The sequence below is a fragment of the Companilactobacillus miaonis genome (genome assembly GCF_036913615.1).
In the GTDB taxonomy this organism is placed as follows: Bacteria; Bacillota; Bacilli; order Lactobacillales; family Lactobacillaceae; genus Companilactobacillus.
Genome location: NZ_JAYKTX010000004.1, coordinates 51654 through 68041, shown reverse-complemented (window position 1 = coordinate 68041; position 16388 = coordinate 51654). Strand labels below are relative to the sequence as shown.

At 37.2% G+C, this 16388-nt stretch carries 16 protein-coding genes; 4 read left to right on the top strand and 12 right to left on the bottom strand.

Features of this window, described 5'->3' with window-relative positions:
- Nucleotides 1-2: 2 nt before the first annotated feature.
- Nucleotides 3-731 (bottom strand): GntR family transcriptional regulator, encoded by a 729-nt coding sequence (locus U8521_RS04465; RefSeq protein WP_334332025.1) that lies wholly within the window; start codon nt 729-731, stop codon nt 3-5.
- A gap of 183 nt (nt 732-914) precedes the next feature.
- Between U8521_RS04465 and U8521_RS04460 the strand changes: the two genes are divergently transcribed.
- Nucleotides 915-1508 carry an NADPH-dependent FMN reductase gene (locus U8521_RS04460; protein ID WP_334351986.1) on the top strand — a complete coding sequence of 198 codons (594 nt, stop codon included), beginning with the start codon at nt 915-917 and terminating at the stop codon, nt 1506-1508.
- Nucleotides 1509-1583: 75 nt separating this feature from the next.
- Here U8521_RS04460 and U8521_RS04455 read toward each other — a convergent pair whose 3' ends face one another.
- The gene (locus U8521_RS04455) at nt 1584-2573 is read right to left on the bottom strand and encodes a choloylglycine hydrolase family protein (RefSeq protein WP_334351985.1); all 990 of its coding nucleotides are present in this window, start codon (nt 2571-2573) and stop codon (nt 1584-1586) included.
- Nucleotides 2574-2726: 153 nt separating this feature from the next.
- On the opposite strand from U8521_RS04455, the gene U8521_RS04450 reads away from it, so the two are divergent.
- On the top strand, nt 2727-3665 hold the full coding sequence (locus tag U8521_RS04450) for a Dyp-type peroxidase (protein WP_334332022.1): 939 nt from the start codon (nt 2727-2729) through the stop codon (nt 3663-3665).
- A gap of 88 nt (nt 3666-3753) precedes the next feature.
- Here U8521_RS04450 and U8521_RS04445 read toward each other — a convergent pair whose 3' ends face one another.
- Together U8521_RS04445 and U8521_RS04440 are read right to left on the bottom strand one after the other, a co-directional pair.
- Complete coding sequence (locus U8521_RS04445) at nt 3754-3927, bottom strand: hypothetical protein (protein ID WP_334332021.1); 174 nt, start codon at nt 3925-3927, stop codon at nt 3754-3756.
- A gap of 63 nt (nt 3928-3990) precedes the next feature.
- The gene (locus U8521_RS04440) at nt 3991-4152 is read right to left on the bottom strand and encodes a DUF6095 family protein (RefSeq protein ID WP_334332020.1); all 162 of its coding nucleotides are present in this window, start codon (nt 4150-4152) and stop codon (nt 3991-3993) included.
- Nucleotides 4153-4332: 180 nt separating this feature from the next.
- Between U8521_RS04440 and U8521_RS04435 the strand changes: the two genes are divergently transcribed.
- Nucleotides 4333-5442, top strand: coding sequence for an SLC13 family permease (locus U8521_RS04435; RefSeq protein WP_334332019.1), 1110 nt, complete (start codon nt 4333-4335; stop codon nt 5440-5442).
- Nucleotides 5443-5578: 136 nt separating this feature from the next.
- Here U8521_RS04435 and U8521_RS04430 read toward each other — a convergent pair whose 3' ends face one another.
- From U8521_RS04430 to U8521_RS04400, 7 genes are all read right to left on the bottom strand, one after another.
- Nucleotides 5579-6112 (bottom strand): ClbS/DfsB family four-helix bundle protein, encoded by a 534-nt coding sequence (locus U8521_RS04430; RefSeq protein ID WP_334351984.1) that lies wholly within the window; start codon nt 6110-6112, stop codon nt 5579-5581.
- 392 nt (nt 6113-6504) lie between these two features.
- The gene (locus U8521_RS04425) at nt 6505-7917 is read right to left on the bottom strand and encodes a C69 family dipeptidase (RefSeq protein ID WP_334351983.1); all 1413 of its coding nucleotides are present in this window, start codon (nt 7915-7917) and stop codon (nt 6505-6507) included.
- Nucleotides 7918-8235: 318 nt separating this feature from the next.
- Nucleotides 8236-9102, bottom strand: coding sequence for an L-serine ammonia-lyase, iron-sulfur-dependent, subunit alpha (gene sdaAA / locus U8521_RS04420; RefSeq protein ID WP_334332016.1), 867 nt, complete (start codon nt 9100-9102; stop codon nt 8236-8238).
- A gap of 10 nt (nt 9103-9112) precedes the next feature.
- Nucleotides 9113-9784: an L-serine ammonia-lyase, iron-sulfur-dependent subunit beta gene (gene sdaAB / locus U8521_RS04415; protein WP_135371906.1), complete on the bottom strand. Its 672-nt coding sequence runs from the start codon at nt 9782-9784 to the stop codon at nt 9113-9115.
- 277 nt (nt 9785-10061) lie between these two features.
- Complete coding sequence (locus U8521_RS04410; protein ID WP_334351982.1) at nt 10062-11489, bottom strand: C69 family dipeptidase; 1428 nt, start codon at nt 11487-11489, stop codon at nt 10062-10064.
- Between the two features lie 109 nt (nt 11490-11598).
- Entirely contained in the window at nt 11599-12918 is a 1320-nt protein-coding gene (locus U8521_RS04405; protein ID WP_334332014.1) for a PTS sugar transporter subunit IIC, read from the bottom strand.
- 39 nt (nt 12919-12957) lie between these two features.
- Complete coding sequence (locus U8521_RS04400) at nt 12958-14340, bottom strand: glycoside hydrolase family 1 protein (RefSeq protein WP_334351981.1); 1383 nt, start codon at nt 14338-14340, stop codon at nt 12958-12960.
- Between the two features lie 171 nt (nt 14341-14511).
- On the opposite strand from U8521_RS04400, the gene U8521_RS04395 reads away from it, so the two are divergent.
- Nucleotides 14512-15240 carry a GntR family transcriptional regulator gene (locus tag U8521_RS04395; RefSeq protein WP_334332012.1) on the top strand — a complete coding sequence of 243 codons (729 nt, stop codon included), beginning with the start codon at nt 14512-14514 and terminating at the stop codon, nt 15238-15240.
- A 77-nt stretch (nt 15241-15317) separates the two neighbouring features.
- On the opposite strand, the gene U8521_RS04390 is transcribed toward U8521_RS04395, so the two are convergent.
- Nucleotides 15318-16340 carry an LCP family protein gene (locus U8521_RS04390; RefSeq protein ID WP_334332011.1) on the bottom strand — a complete coding sequence of 341 codons (1023 nt, stop codon included), beginning with the start codon at nt 16338-16340 and terminating at the stop codon, nt 15318-15320.
- Nucleotides 16341-16388 lie beyond the last annotated feature (48 nt).

Sequence of the window (16388 nt, the reverse complement as noted above, 5' to 3'; positions counted from 1 at the left end):
ACTTACTTATTACCTAAATCAACGAATGAATCATACTTAAAGTATTTATAATGTAACTTCATGGTAGAGAATTCAAACGGTGTTCCATCGTCTAAGAAGAAAATACCTTCCATCATTCCAACTGGCTCATTTGGAGATAATTTGAGCAATTCCTTACCTTCATCATCAGATGGTTGCGCTGAAATCGTCAGATAAGTTTTGTTTACTTCTTTTCCTAACTCAGACTCTACATAATTAAAGATAGATTCGGAAGCAATTTGCTCAGACAATTCTGGAGCCAATTTAATAGGAATGTAACCAGTTTCAATCATAAAGGGCACATCGTCCAAAAAGCGTAAACGTTTGAATGAATATACGAATTCACTCGACTTTAGAAACAGATTGTCTTGAAGATCCTTATCGGGATGGACCACGTCGAATTTTAATACCTTTACACCTGGCTTTTGCCCGTTCGCATTAAAACTGTCAGTAATACCTAAGTTCTTACCACTGTAACTAAATGATGAGCCTTGCTTTAAATAAAGTGGGTTAACAAATGTACCTGAACCACGTTTCTTAAAGATGATTCCCTGGTCGGCCATTAAGCCTAAGGCCCGCTTAATCGAACTACGACTGACACTATAACTTTCAGCCAGTGATCGTTCATCCGGCAAGCGCATGTCGGAATATTCACCCTCATCGATTGATTTTTTTAATGATGTAATAATTTTTTGATAAACTAAATCTGCCATAATTTTCCTCATTTCATAAATTGGAACGAACCAATTTTACACATGGTAACTATCTTTCGAAATTAGTATACCTTATAATAGAGAACATTTACATACCAGAAAAATATTGGTTCCTTATTTCAGGTATTTGCCATCTGTTATTAATGAGATATAACATTAATATATAGAAATGAGGTATCTAATATGGGAATAAAAATTGGTATCATTTTAGGAACAACTCGTCACAATTCTCTTGGCGAGAAAATTTTTAAATATTTACAAAACAACGTTCAGTCTAACGCTGATGTGGAATACAATTGGATCAACTTACGTGACTACTCTCTTCCTCTTTATGATCATGAAGAAACGCCGCTTCAAACACATATCCATGATTTAAATAATTCGGAAGCTAAATGGTTGAAAAAACTTGCCCAACAGGACGGTTTTCTAATTCTCACACCAGAATATGATCACGCTATCACTGGTGCTTTGAAGAATGCACTCGATTTGGTTGGTCCCGAAGTTAATCGTAAGCCGGTTCTAACGATTGCTTATTCACACTTTAGTGATGGTGGAATCTTGGCCGCTAACTCAATTGTGCCAATTTTACAAATGCTTAATATGATTGTTTTGCCAACACCAGTTTTGTTGTGGAACGCTGATGATAATTTTGACCAAGATGGTCGCCTACTCGATGTTCAAAACAGTGATCATTTTGCTAAACGTTTGCAAGAGGCAATTATTGAAATTAATTTTTACACTTCAGTTTTGAAAAATAATCCTTATCCTAATAAATAAAAAATTTGGAACACTATATACTCAAAATAAATAGCCCTGTGATAATTGAAATTCAATTACCATAGGGCTATTTGCTTAATTCAATGCTTCAAATTCTTGATCTAAACTGACTGGAAATTCTTTTGGTTCTTTTTGATTCTTAATTAAATCGTCAGTCAACTTAGTAGCATAAACCTTACGATTACCATAAGGGACAAAATACATGATCTTGTTAGTCAAATCCAAAACTGTTTGATATTGAGTATAACTAGCCTCGCCATTTTCCTTAATATTAACGCCACGAGGAATCGTTACACTGTCAAGCATATGCAAAATTGTATTAACAGCTTGCTTATTATCTTTAGGCTTCTCCGTTGCATTGCGAATGAAGGCAGTTCTAACGAATCGGTCAACGGCAGTGTAGCCACCAGGCAATCTGAAAGTACCATTTTGACCTAATGGAATAACTTCTTCATCACCAAATTTCTTGGCACCAAAGTTAGTCGTTTGAGCACCTAAATAGTTCGACAAATTAGTTTTATGCCAGTTGTAATCTGGAGTATTAGTCATCACACCGACTTTATCCTCTTGCAATTTCAAACCGTCACCTTCTGGCTCTAGCACGTAAGTAGCACCAGTTGCGTCACTAAAAATCCAGTGAAGTGGTTGATTTTGTTGCATAACGCCACGATCTGACTCGATCAAATGAACTTGTTTAAGATTTTCTTTCAAATCCTCAATTGACTTGTTGTTTCCTAATGCCCAAAGAATAAATTCTTCAGCAACTAGATTCATTTCACCATCGACAGGTTCTTTATCATAAGTTGCAGCATTAGCGAAGTACAATTCAGCAGCTGATAGACCGTATTCATTGAAACCATCAGCTACCATATAGTTATGACCATATTTAGCTCCAGTTCCCATAATGGCATATTTGGTTGTATAAGATTTCTTATCATATGAAGAAATCCATTCATATTGCTTGGGCAAGAAAGTTGGACGACCATTCAATTCAAAGGCAAAATCCATCGTTCTGGCTAAGAATTTTGATCCGTCTAGGGCTTCTAAACTAAGACTTGTACACATAAATTTTTCTCCCTTTCGTACTTCATATAAAAATTATTATTCTCTAAAATTTTAACATTATCAAGAATTTTATTTTAAGGATTTTAAATACAACGATTTAATTAGTAATATGATAAGCTAACTGTGTAAACAAATATTCCGGAGGTAGATTCCATGACAGTAGACATTAAAAAAGCCCAAGACGTCTATAAAGATGCGGGCGAAAGTGTTATTTTTACAACTTTGATGTTGAATCGTAAAGACTTGGATGAGGAAAAAGATGCTATCGCTGAATTTTCTGACATGTCTAATTCAATCATTAATAGTATGCGAATTCGCGACCCAGAAGCTCAGGCACACGTTGCTTGGGGATTCGGATCAGATGCTTGGGATTATTTATTCCCAAACGCTCCTAAACCTAAAGAATTAGAAAACTTTAAAGAGATCAAAGGACCTAAATACACAGCTGTTTCTACACCTGGTGATATTTTCATTCACGTCCGTGCTACTAAGATGGCTGTTTGTTACGAAATAATGGATCAATTTATGGGCATTTTACGTCCCATTACTAGCGTCGAAGACGAAACTCATGGTTTCAGATATATGGAAGGCCGTGCCATCATTGGCTTTATCGATGGAACTGAAAATCCTGCTGGCGTAGAATCAATGGATTACACTTTAATCGACGATGACCCTGAATTCAACAACGGTTCTTATGCCTTTGCTCAAAAATATATTCATAATATGGATGCTTGGAAGAGTTTAAAGACAGAAGATCAAGAAAAAGCTATTGGTCGTCACAAGTTCTCCGATCGTGAATTAGCCGACGACGAAAAGTTGCCTAACGCTCATAACGTTGCTTCTAAAGATGAAGAAGGCGGCGTTGAACATAAAATCGTCAGAATGAACGTTCCATTTTCTGATCCCGCTAAAGATATTACTGGTACATATTTCATTGGCTATTCAAAAGACTTCGCTATTACTAATCGAATGCTAACTAACATGTTTACCAAGAGTGATCGTTTACTCGATTTCAGTACCCCAATCACAGGTAATTTATTCTTCATCCCTTCTAAGACAACTCTAGAAAAAATTGCTGACGGAGACTATTAATGTTTCCTGTGAAACATTTTATGAAACAAAACAAAAAAGGAATCATTTCCAATTAACTTTGGACATGATTCCTTTTTTGGTCATCTTATTAATTTGTGTATTTCCACAAACGCTTCACAAATAGTAACGACAATAAAATCATCAATAATCCTGAGCAGACCAGTGAAACTCGGCCTAAGATGAATGCAGGATCAACGGTCATTTCAATAACACTTAAAATTATTGAAACTAACACTAAAAGAGATGTTCTCTTTAAGATCATGGGCGTTACCTCCCCTTCTTTGGTACGACTAGATTATATCAGTCTAGTGTCAACTTGGCACCATTATTTTGGGAAGATAACATGTATGCCTGCAAAAAATAAAACTAGCCCAATAATTAGGAGCAAGTAATACACTAATTCTTTCTTAGCTTTAAAGGAAAGTGCCATAACGGCAATCCCAACGATGAATAGTAAAATTGATAAAATTATTTGCATTTTTCTCACTCCTCTTAATTGACATTTAGTATACTTAGAATATGATATATTATGCTATTTATGTAAAATATTTTTTAAGAATTTAACTTTTCACAAATAATTCGTCATTTTTTGCATAATTATCTTTTTTAACGTTACTTTTATCTTTATACTAGATAAGGTACTTCTTTTTTGTAGGGGAAAACTTAAATGGCTGTATTAAAACGTGTATTTTCGGATAAGGTGCTTTGGATAGCTGGGGCAGCAGCAATCCTCACCTCAATCTTCATTAGTCCACCACAAATGATGGACATTAATTGGAAGACACTTGCTTCACTTTTATCTATGATGATTATAATCCAAATCTATGACTATTTGGACTTTCTAAAATATTATGCCGCGTATATGACGCATAAAGCGAAAACTACCCGACAAATGATTTTCATGTTAGCCTCGTTAGCATTCTTTGGAGCTATGTTCTTAACTAATGATGTAACAATTTTAACTTTAGTTCCACTTTTTTACCAACTATCCAAACACATTAAAGTAAATCCAATTTTCCCCGTCATTATAATTGCGATGGCGGCTAACCTTGGAAGTATGTTCACTCCGTTTGGTAACACCCACAACTTATTCCTACTAACACACTTTGACCTTGGTATTAAACAATTCTTTATTATGTCGACACCAATTACGATTGTCACATTCATAGCAGTTTTTCTTGTAACTCGATTTTTTCCAAGTGATCCAATCGAATTGACTGAGCTGCCTGCTGTTGAATTGAATATCCCAAGTTTAACACTAACTGTTATCGTCACTGTGATTATTTTCTTAGGAATTTTTTCTGTAATCCCAATGTGGGGATCGTTGATTGCTGCACTTCTGTTAGTAATCTTCATCAATCCGCATATTTTACAGTCAGTGGATTATTCAATCGTTTTGATCTTTATGTGTTTCTTCATTGCCGTTGGTAACATCAACCGTGAACCAGCAATCGTTAATAATCTACATCAGTTTTTACAAACGAGAACTAGCACATATTTAACTTCAATTATAACTAGTCAATTCATCAGTAACGTTCCAACAACAATCTTAGTTTCAAAATTCTCCAAGTATATCCATGCAATCTTCTTGGGTACTAACCTCGGAGGTTTGGGAACCGTCGTCGGATCACTTGCTAATTTATTGGCCTTCAAACAATATCGATTCTTCTTCAAAAAGAATCCAGGAAAATATTTAATGTATTTTACAATTATTAATTTTACAATGTTAATAATTTTAGGAACCATTGGATATTTCCTAATAGATTTCGGAATGTAAAAGTCATCTACATCAAGATGACTTTTTTATTTTACCCAATTTTAGGAACAATTAGTATCTTTATTGTAAAACGGATACAAAAAAATACGGATAAAATTCACTACCCGTGGTAGCTATCTTTATCCGCACTTAATTATTATGAATTTACAGTCTTTCTATCTCTTAGATTAAAGTTCTTCCACTTTCTCACTTGACGACTGTAATTGTTAAATGGTGAAACTGCATTGATTCTGATCCATTTTGCAACTGGCCACATTGCTTTCGTGGTTGCCCACTTGCGTTCGCCAGGTTTGAATAGTTCATCATGTGACATATTACCGACCCATGAAACTAACTCATCTACGGTACTACTCAATTCCTCTTTTTCATTTTCGATGCCGTTGGATCCATACTTGATATTAAAGTCATGGTAAAGCTGACGCATTTGATCCCATTTGTAACCTGGAGTTGGAGTGGTAATATTCTCCCCACTAGCCTCAGCTTTTTCCCATGACAAAATCATATTAATCCATCCGACTTGATATGAGAGCATTTCACGTGGAGTTTTATCCACTTGCTCAATTCTTTCATCGGCAACATCATCTGTTATACCCTCATATTCATCAATGAATTTATGATAACTCTCTTTGATTTGGTCTATCAATTCTGCTGAATTTTTATATACCTGCATACCTTCGCTACCTTTCATTGATTTATTTTCTCAAACGAAAACATCCCAATTTCTATTATAGGACAGAAAATGTCACTTTGGGGAAAAAATGCTCATGATATAGCATGTTTTTCGTGAGTAAGCGTTTTAATTGTGGTATATTTAAAAGTTATGCAGTTTTTTCTGGAATTTTGGGTAAAAAAATACCGAGTCTGTTATTAGATTCGGTGTTTTTTGATGCTATTTTGTGGGTGTCCTATTTTTTATAACTTTTGTTCTTGGCAATATAGCTAAAACGCGTTACAGCCAACAGGAGTCAACATATAGCTACGCTTCCCAAATCGCCCGCAAAGTGCGCGGGCAATTCGTGAAGCTAGGCTATCTGCTGACTCCTAACCATTGGCTTCCACGCTCTAAAGATTTGGATCCATCAAAAATGTCAACTTCGACATCTCTGCACCTTTCGTAACTAAATCAGCCATATGCTTTTTGGTTGCTTCATTAAAATGCTCAGCAATCAGATGGTTTTGCTTGGTTAAGTAATCTGTCACTGCAGTTTGATCGAGTTTCTTAACTTCTTCATCTACTTCAGCTATTTTCTTGCGTGACCAGGATCTCAATTCTTTTTGGAAATCCAAGTTTGGCTCAACAAATTCTTTATAGTGACTTTCGACTACCATATTTAAGGCTTCATACATCCAATATGCACTCTTCAAATCTAATTTTGCGGGCGCATAACTGTATGATTCGTCAATTGCGTTGGCATTAGTAAAGAATGGTACGTAAGGACTGAAACTTGGAATCCCTAAAGCTTTCCATTCGATGGTTTCACCATTTGGTCTGAGCTGCAAGATATGAGAATTCTCAGTTCGGGATAGCGAAATTGCTCGATAGCGCTTCTTATCCTCATCACTGCCACTGCCTAGTGGATCAAATTTCGTTTCGTTGTAATGCGAAGCAAGGATTCTTTGAATATCCTCGACAGCAATTTTCTTTTCGGGTTTTCTCAAGAATGGTAATTCGGAAGATTCAGGATCTTGCTCAGTACTTGGATTTAGAACTTTTTGACCGTACCAAACTCTTGGTGTGTTGTAATGACGGTCCTTTTTCGTATCCGTTCCAAAAATATGACGGAAATCCCAACGATTGAAATCAGGATTCAACTGATTATTTTCGACGAAATCCTCAATTCCCTTTGACCACATAAAATTATCAGAATCGGTGAAATCAATATCCTCAATACCAATCTGATTAGCAGCCACAACGTAACAGTCGTCAGGAATCTTGATCGCCACCCAGTGATGACCAGTTGCAATTTCCATATACCAAATTTCGTCAGCATCGACAAATTCCACGCCATTACTTTCAGCGGAGCCAAATTTTTCAATCAACTCACCGAGCCTTTCAACACCTCCACGAGCTGAATCGATGTAAGGCAAGACAAGTGTCGTCATGGAATCTTCTGCAACCCCTTCTGGCACCAATGGATCATAGGCTAAAACTGCTTCGTTAGCCATCACGCTTTCAGTAGCGCTCATCCCCACATTTTTCTCGTTAACACCATCTTCTTCATATAATCCTTCACTTGGATCAGCATCAGGTGAAGTTGTGTAACGATATGCTTTTTTAGGCAAATCAACGGTTAATTGATTATAAGGTGAAACATATTTTTTATCTTGATTATCGACGGCTTTTTGAACAAAGAACTTCTTAGGCCAAATAGCGACGAAATTATCTTCATTTCGGGCAATAAAATTAGAGCCATCTTGTGAAGCTTTTTTACCTACCATGATTGATGTGCAAGCTGAATGTGTCTGTCGTTTCATAATTTTCCCCCACTTATAAAAAGAGCCTTTGGAATTCCAAAGGTTCGATAATTACTTTAATTTTAGTATTTCGTACTTATTATTCCAAGGTATTAATTTTAAATTGAAACGTTCTGCAATATTAAATCCTTTTTGACTCGGAGAAGCTACTTCGGAGTTATAGATTAATATGAATTCTGAATTTTTCACATTATATTCCCATCATTTGAATTCATCATTAAAGACAATTTATCCCTTTTATGTCCCTTTCTATTCATGACAGTTTCAAACTTTATTATTAAAATCTTTTCACAATATACAAATTACGTAAAAACACTTCTAGTCACCAAAAATTTCTTTCTTCAATTTCAAAGCAGTTGGTGTCGTTGCTAAACCACCTTCAGCCGTTTCTTTAAAAATTGATGGCATTTGTTGTCCAACTCGATGCATTGCTTCTACTACTTCATCAGTTGGAATAACACTAGTAATACCAGCTAATGCCATATCAGCTGAGATCATTGCTTGTGAAGCTCCTAGGGCATTTCTCTTAACACAAGGAACTTCGACTAATCCGGCAACTGGATCACAAATCAAGCCCATCATATTTTGCAAAGTGATAGAAATCGCTTCAGCCGCTTGTTGAGCTGTTCCACCTTTAGCACAAACTAAAGCAGCGGCGGCCATTGCGGCAGCGGAACCTACTTCGGCTTGGCAACCTCCTTCAGCCCCAGCAATCGATGAGTTATTAGCAATCACTAAGCCAAAAGCTCCAGCGGTAAATAAAAAGTCAACTTGTTGGTCTCTAGTTAAATGCAATCTATCTCGAGTCGCTACTAATACTCCGGCCAAGACTCCAGCACTACCGGCAGTCGGCGTTGCACAGATCAAGCCCATTTTGGCATTGACTTCGTTGACCGCTATAGCGTTGCGAACGGCTTCAAGAATTGGTTCTCCACTTAAAAAATCACCGTTTTCAATGTAGGCATTCATCTTTTTGGCATCCCCACCAGTCAAACCAGTTACTGACTTTACTCCGGCAATACCTTCCTTAATAGAATCTTCCATGACTTGTAAATTGCGTTCCATAGTCGTGCGAATAAACTCTTTACTACGATCGGTATTTTTCATTTCCGTTTGAACCATTAAATCAGCTACGGAATCGTAATCAGCACTTTGTTTAACTAATTCTTTTATCGTATAAAACATCTTTGTACCTCTATTCAAAGTAAGTGGCGTTATCAACATGTGATAAGGCACGTAATTTTTGTAGGATTTCTGCTTTGTCGCGACGTTCATCAACTTCAATTATCATGATAGCTTTCTCACCTTTAGAAGCTCGAGTGACCGTCATAGTACCGATATTGATATTCAATTCCGAAAAAACGTCCGTCACTTTGGCGATCATTCCAGCAACATCTTGGTGAACTGTGATATAAGTTGGGGTGCCCAAACTCAGTGACATCTTGAATCCGTTGATTTCTGAAATTTGAATATTTCCGCCACCAATCGAAACACCTGTCACGCTCAGATCGTGATCACCTTTAACTAGGGTGATTTTAGCCGTATTAGGATGTTCTACTTTGTCGCTCTTAGGAACAAAGGCCACTTTAATTCCTTGCTCATAAGCCATTTTTAAGGAATCTGCGAGTCTTCTATCATCAGGTTCCATCCCTAATAATCCACCAACTAAGGCGACGTCAGTTCCGTGGCCTCGATAGGTTTTGGCAAATGATTCATAGAGATCGATGGTAATTTTTTCTGGTTTCTCGCCGAAAATATCATGGACCACTTTGCCGATTCTGGCTGCCCCGGCGGTATGTGAACTGCTAGGGCCAACCATGACGGGGCCGATGATGTCAAAGACACTTTTGAAACGTAATTCTTTCATAACTTTTTCCTCGAGATATTTTTTCTTTAAAAACAAAAGCAGCGGATACTTTTTGTATTCGCTGTTATTTTACTATGTTTTGGGGTTGGGTTCTATTTGTTTGGATTTTGGTTGTAATTCTATTTGAATAACCATGGTTCTATGCTATATAGCTAAAACGCGTTACGCAGGCCAGGACTCGGCATATAGCTACGCTTCCCAAATCGCCGGCAAAGTGCGGCGGGCAATTCGTGAAGCTAGGCTATCTGTCGAGTCCTAAGCGGGCCTGCTTCACGCTCTACAAATTTGGATCCATCAAGAATGTCAACTTCGACATCTCAGCACCTTTAGTAACTAAATCGGCTAAATGTTCTCTGGTTTTATCATTATAGTGTTTAACTATTTCCTTATTCATCTGTGTTAAATAATCTGTCAATGCTTCTCCTGACATGGTTTCGGCTTTCTTGTCTACTGCAGCAATTTTTGTTCTGGCCCATTGTGACAAGGCTTTTTGATAGTCTAAATTTGGTTCGACGAATTCTTTGTAATGGCTTTCTACTACCATGGCTAGGGTTGTATATAACCAGTAAGCGCTCTTCAAATCTAACTTTTCTGGTGTGTAACTGTATGATTCGTCGATGTCGTTAGCATTGGTGAAAAATGGTACTTGTGGGCAGAAGCTTGGTATACCAAAGCCGGTCCACTCTACACCTGCAGCTCCATTTTTACTGGAATCACGCATTTGTAAAATGTGGGAATTGGCGGTTCTGGAAAGTGAGATTGAACGATAAGTTTTCTTGTCGTGTTCACTGCCGCTACCTAGTGGATCATATTTTGTTTCGTTGTAGTGAGATTTTAAAATATACTGAATGTCTTCAACTGCGATTTTCTTTTCAGCTTTTCTGATGAATGGTAATTCAGCTGATTCAGGATCTTGTTCAATTGATGGATTTAAGTATTTTTGAGCAAACCAAACTCTTGGTGTGTTGTAATGGTGGTCCTTTTCAGTATCCGTTCCAAAAATATGACGGAAGTCCCAACGGTCGAAGTCAGGGTTCAAATTATTTTCGGCAACAAATTCTTGAATACCATCAGCCCACATATAATTTTCTGGGTCGTTGAAGTCGATATCTTGAATTGCCACCTGGTTGGCAGCTACGGCGTAACAGTCGTCAGGAATACGAACCGCTACCCATTGATGACCAGTAACAACTTCCATGTACCAAACTTCATCTTTGTCGTTGAATTGCAAGCCATTTCCTTCAGCTGAACCATATTTAGCGACTAGTTCACCCAAGTATTTAACTCCATCTCGTGCTGAATCAATATAAGGTAACACCAATGTAGCTAGTGAATCTTCAGCCAAACCATTCTCCACATATGGATCACAGGCTAAAACTTTTTCGTTAGCGTAAACACTTTCGGTTGCACTCATGCCAACATTCTTTTCATTGAAACCATCTTCTTCATTAGGACCAGTTGTTTGGTCGACACTAGGCGTTGAAGTGTAGCGATAGCCATTTTCTGGATATGGCATAGTCATTTGGTTGTACGCTGAAACATAAGTTGCGTGACGGTTATTAACACTTGGTTGCACGATCACTTTTTTCGGATAAATTGCGTTCATTCGATCTTCGTTTCTTGAGATATAAGTTGCACCATCCATGGAAGCTTTCTTACCCACCATGATTGATGTACAAGCTGATAATTCGATACGATCTGTCATTTTATTTCCCCCAATTGTATGTTTCTTACAATTATCATCATACTCGTTATAAAAAAAACACTCCACATAATTTGTGAAGTGTTTGTTAAGTAATTAGTATTTCTAACTATTAAGCTGTTTCAACTGTATCTGTCTTAGATTCCTTCATAAGAACTTTATCGTTGATCATTACGAATGGAATGTAAACTAGAACACCTAGAACAAAGGTAATCAATTGAATGACAACAGCACGCCAGTCACCAGCAGTTGCTAAGAAGGCTGAGAATCCGATTGGTGTTGTCCATGGAACTTGAATGACACAAGGACTCATCCAACCTAATGTTGTTGTTACGTAACTAATTACAAGACCCATAACTGGAACTAATACGAATGGGATAGCTAGTGAAATGTTATAAACGATTGGGTAACCGAAGATAACAGGTTCGTTAATGTTGAAAATACCAGGTGCGATTGACAATTTTGAAACGTTCTTTGTTACGGCGCTACGTCCAACTAAGAATGTAGCAACTAGTAAACAAAGTGTTGAACCGGAACCACCCATCAAACCATAAGTTTGAACTTGGGAAACATTGATAATATTAGGAATAGCTTTACCAGCATTATATGCGGCAATGTTTTGTGTAATATTGATGATCAAAAGTGGTTCTAGGATTGAACTGTAAATAACTGATTGGTGAATACCGAACAACCAGAGTAAGTTACCTAGTGAGTAAAGAATGATAACTCCCCAGATACCTGTACCAATGTGACGTAATGGTTCTTGGATGAATGTTGTGATCAAGTTGATCAAGTTCATTCCTGACAAGTTGTAAAGTAGTGCTGAAATAATAGCTGAACATGATAGAACAATGATGATAGGAATCAAAACATCAAATGATTTACCAACAGCTGGTGGAACGTTATCACCTAAGTGAACTTGCAATTTCTTAATTCTTGAAATTCTGACAAAGGCTTCAGTAGCAAGCAAACCAACGATAACACCGGCAAACATTGCTCCTGTACCTAAGTTTGAATATGGTAGAACAGCTGAAACATCAACTGCTTTTTTAGCACCATCTGGAATTAATTTAACTGTATTAGGCATCATAGTAACTAAGGCTGCCATTGATACCAAGGCAGCAGCGATTGGGTTATCAAATTTTCTATTCTTAGCTAAACAATAACCAATCATAGCTGCAATTAAAATACCTGAAATATTTAATGTCGCATTACTCAATAAGGTTCCCCAATATTGAACATGCAATAGAGTCTTACCTTTGAAGATCCAAGTAAAGACTGTGTTATTTAACAAGACCGCTAATCCGGCAAGGATATACAACGGCATGATTGTGGCAAACGCATCACGCAATGAACGTAGATGAATTTGCGCACCCATTTTGGCTGCAAACGTCGCAAATTTGTCAGCCGCTTTTGAATTCTGTAATGACATACTTTCGCCCCCGAAAAAAGTTTATAAAAAATTCAAATCCTAATCCAAATCTGACAAATCACCTCCATTAGTTGCGATAACGTGCTTCAACCACCAGTAACTCTTCTTAGGAACACGTTTCATGTCCTTAAGATCGTGGTTAGTACGGTTAACATAGACAGTTCCATAACGCTTGTCCATGTTACCGCTTGAACTAGGAATGTCGATCAAGCCCCAACCTAGATATCCAATTACTTCAACACCATCTTCAAACATAGCGTCTTTCATAGCTTGGATATGGTCACGATGGTACTTGATACGATAATCATCTTGAATCTCACTGCCATCGAAATCTTCACGAACACCGATACCATTTTCGATTGGGAACATTGGTACTCCATATTCGTTGTAAACTTTTGTCAAAATGTCTCTGAAACCGAGTGGATCGATTTGCCAACCAAATTCTGAAGTTTCCAAATATGGGTTCTTCTTAACACCTTTGTCTAAGTAGTAATTTGGAATTGTGCCTTCAGGAACTTTAGTTGAATCAATCGTATCGCTACGATAGTAACTAAAAGCAATAAAGTCAGATGTCACTTTGATCAAAGTTTCATCATCTTCTGGTTTGTAATCCATATCAATGTTGTGGTTCTTAATGAAGGTAAGAACCTCATTAGAATAACGACCATAGACGAAAACATCTAACAAATCGCGATTGAGAAACTCGTTGATTTGGCGAGCGTATAAAATATCTTTTGGATTTGGTGATGCCGGATAAACTTCACTATATGCAAGCATCCCACCAATTTCGCAATCAGTATTTTCATGAATGTAATTAGTTACTCCAGCGTGAGCTAACATTACGTGATGGCTAATTTGATACAACTCATCATCTGTTTTGTCACCTTTTAAGTAACCGGCAATTCTAAATGCCTCACTCATGTGATAGAGATTTTGTTCATTGAATGTAATCCAATATTTAACACGGTCTCCAAAGCGTTTGACCATTTCTTCACCATAACGAACAAAAGCATCGACGACGTGGCGTGATAGAAATCCGTTGTATTCCTCTGCTAAATGAAGAGGCATATCAAAATGGTATAAACAAATCATCGGTGTGATGTTTTTAGCCAAAAGTGCATCAATCAACTTATTGTAAAATTCGATACCTTCTTCATTGAATTCGCCGTCACCCTTTGGATTTACCCGGCTCCAAGAAATTTGAAAACGATAGAAATTCATCCCTTGTTTAGCCATCAAATCAAAGTCTTCGCCATAACGGTGATATTCATCGATTGCATCATGCCAATCAGAAGCATCCTTTGTAGCCGGTCTCACATCGTAGACGGATTTACCTTTGCCTCCAATATTCCAAGCGCCCTCAGTTTGCATACTGGAAGTTGAATTACCCCAAAAGAAATTCTCTGGTAATTTATCTGTCATACTATTCATCTACCTCACACATTTATTTTTGAATACGTTTACAGTATACATTATTTTTCGTCCTTGTAAACACTTTCAGAGAAAAAAGTATATACTTTTTAAAATATAAGGAAAAACGTTTTCAATCATGATAGAATGAATTCGAATGATTTATTAGGAGATATCAGTAAAATGGCATATAAATATAAGGAAGTTGCTGACGGCATCAGAGAAGATATTAAATCCGGGAAATATGAACCTGGTGAATTAATGCCTGATCAAAATCAAATCGCAAAGAAATTCAATACTACTAGAATTACCGTTCACAAAGCCTTACAACTATTGATTGTTGAAGGGATGGTTTATTCAAAAAGAGGTTCTGGAACCTATGTTAGAAAAGACTATCTTCCAGATGACTCTACCTCCGGTCGTGGACAAGTTTCTCCTATTGATAAGCCATTAGGTGCAACCATGACCAATCAAGGTAAAAAAGTAACGAGTAAAGTTTTAGAGTTATCAGCTCGTATACCTACACAAAAAGAAGCAGACGAATTGATCATCCCTGCTACTCAACCGGTTTATGTCATCCGTCGTGTTCGTTATGTTAATGGGGAAATCTTTGCTTATGAACACACTATTATGCCTACTTCCATTGCCACTTTGACTAAAAAAGTTTTAGAAGGTTCAATTTATGGACATCTATTAAAAGTAGCCAATCTAAGCATCGAAGGATCACATCGAACAGTTCGGGCCGATGCCGCAACAAAAGAAGATCTTGAAACTGGTATTGCCGAGAAAATTGGTGAACCCGTTATGGTAATTGACCAACTGAGTTATTTAGATGACGGTCAACCATTTGAAATTTCCCAATCCCGTTTTCCATACAAGACCAGCTCGATCACAGCAGATATTACATTATAGAGAGTGGAACAGGAGCTGCTCCTGTGTAACTCGTTTCAGTACAAAAAAGGGCGACCCGCCGTGGGGGTCGCCTTTTTTTAATAAGTGCTATCAGTATAGTAAGTCGTATCTAAACCGAAAGTATCATAATCCGTACTATCTTCATCATTAAAGAAGTCTTCATTCTTCGCATTCAATTTAGTCTCGGTATTATTCAAAGTTTGATTACTCAAACCTAAATTATCTCGTAAATTATTTGAAGCTCTTTGCATCGTATCGGTTGGTAAAATTTGATAAGAACTATCATTGATCCAAGCAGTTTTTCCTTGAAGTTGATTGAAGTCCATATTCTTTGAACTTGAATGATACTTCAAAACTATTTCATCGATTTCTTTGGCTGTTAAATCAGTATTGATGTCGTTCTTCAAAGTCTTGATCAAATCTGGAATTTTAACTAAATACTTCGGTGTTTCTAGTTTTTTAGCTACAGCTTTTAAAATTTGTTGCTGTCTAATTTGTCGACCGTAATCTCCACGTGGATCTTGATAACGCATCCGCGCATAAGTAAGAGCTTGCTTACCATTGAGATGATGAGTTCCTTTAGGAATCGTCACACCATCAAAAGAGACTTTTAAGTCACTTGTAACGGTCACCCCGCCGACAAAATCAACGGTCTTCTTTAAAGCGTCCATATTGATTGCCACATGATAATCGACAGGTACGCCTAATAGACTGCCGACAGTTTTCTTAGCCATGGGTGATAGCCCAATATTATAGGCCGCATTAATCTTTTGGACATTCTTTTCTTTGTCACCGACCATTTCAGCCAGAGAATCACGTGGAATTGAATATGCTACAGTTTGCTGCTTTTTAGGATTAAAGGTCAACAGCATCATCGTGTCAGAATTACCACGATCAACTCGACCATCAGCCCCTGTATCAGCCCCCAGTAACAAAACTGAAAATGGCTTGCCTTGTTTAATTTTTTTCGAAACACTATTTTTGTTTGTATTCAAAGAATTCAAGGCATCCTGCGTTCGATAAGCGAAGACTCCCCCGACTGCTAAAACAATCACGAGTAAGATTCCTAAAATTATTGAAAACACTTTTAATTTTTTCATAGTTTCTACCTTAAAATTTATTATCACTTATTATAAATACAAAAGCGA

Coding starts and splice junctions, on each gene's coding strand:
- U8521_RS04465 (WP_334332025.1), bottom strand. CDS start 731: ATGGCAGATTTAGTTTATCAAAAAATTATTACATCATTAAAAAAATCA.
- U8521_RS04460 (WP_334351986.1), top strand. CDS start 915: ATGGGAATAAAAATTGGTATCATTTTAGGAACAACTCGTCACAATTCT.
- U8521_RS04455 (WP_334351985.1), bottom strand. CDS start 2,573: ATGTGTACAAGTCTTAGTTTAGAAGCCCTAGACGGATCAAAATTCTTA.
- U8521_RS04450 (WP_334332022.1), top strand. CDS start 2,727: ATGACAGTAGACATTAAAAAAGCCCAAGACGTCTATAAAGATGCGGGC.
- U8521_RS04445 (WP_334332021.1), bottom strand. CDS start 3,927: ATGATCTTAAAGAGAACATCTCTTTTAGTGTTAGTTTCAATAATTTTA.
- U8521_RS04435 (WP_334332019.1), top strand. CDS start 4,333: ATGGCTGTATTAAAACGTGTATTTTCGGATAAGGTGCTTTGGATAGCT.
- U8521_RS04430 (WP_334351984.1), bottom strand. CDS start 6,112: ATGCAGGTATATAAAAATTCAGCAGAATTGATAGACCAAATCAAAGAG.
- U8521_RS04425 (WP_334351983.1), bottom strand. CDS start 7,917: ATGAAACGACAGACACATTCAGCTTGCACATCAATCATGGTAGGTAAA.
- sdaAA (WP_334332016.1), bottom strand. CDS start 9,102: ATGTTTTATACGATAAAAGAATTAGTTAAACAAAGTGCTGATTACGAT.
- sdaAB (WP_135371906.1), bottom strand. CDS start 9,784: ATGAAAGAATTACGTTTCAAAAGTGTCTTTGACATCATCGGCCCCGTC.
- U8521_RS04410 (WP_334351982.1), bottom strand. CDS start 11,489: ATGACAGATCGTATCGAATTATCAGCTTGTACATCAATCATGGTGGGT.
- U8521_RS04405 (WP_334332014.1), bottom strand. CDS start 12,918: ATGTCATTACAGAATTCAAAAGCGGCTGACAAATTTGCGACGTTTGCA.
- U8521_RS04400 (WP_334351981.1), bottom strand. CDS start 14,340: ATGACAGATAAATTACCAGAGAATTTCTTTTGGGGTAATTCAACTTCC.
- U8521_RS04395 (WP_334332012.1), top strand. CDS start 14,512: ATGGCATATAAATATAAGGAAGTTGCTGACGGCATCAGAGAAGATATT.
- U8521_RS04390 (WP_334332011.1), bottom strand. CDS start 16,340: ATGAAAAAATTAAAAGTGTTTTCAATAATTTTAGGAATCTTACTCGTG.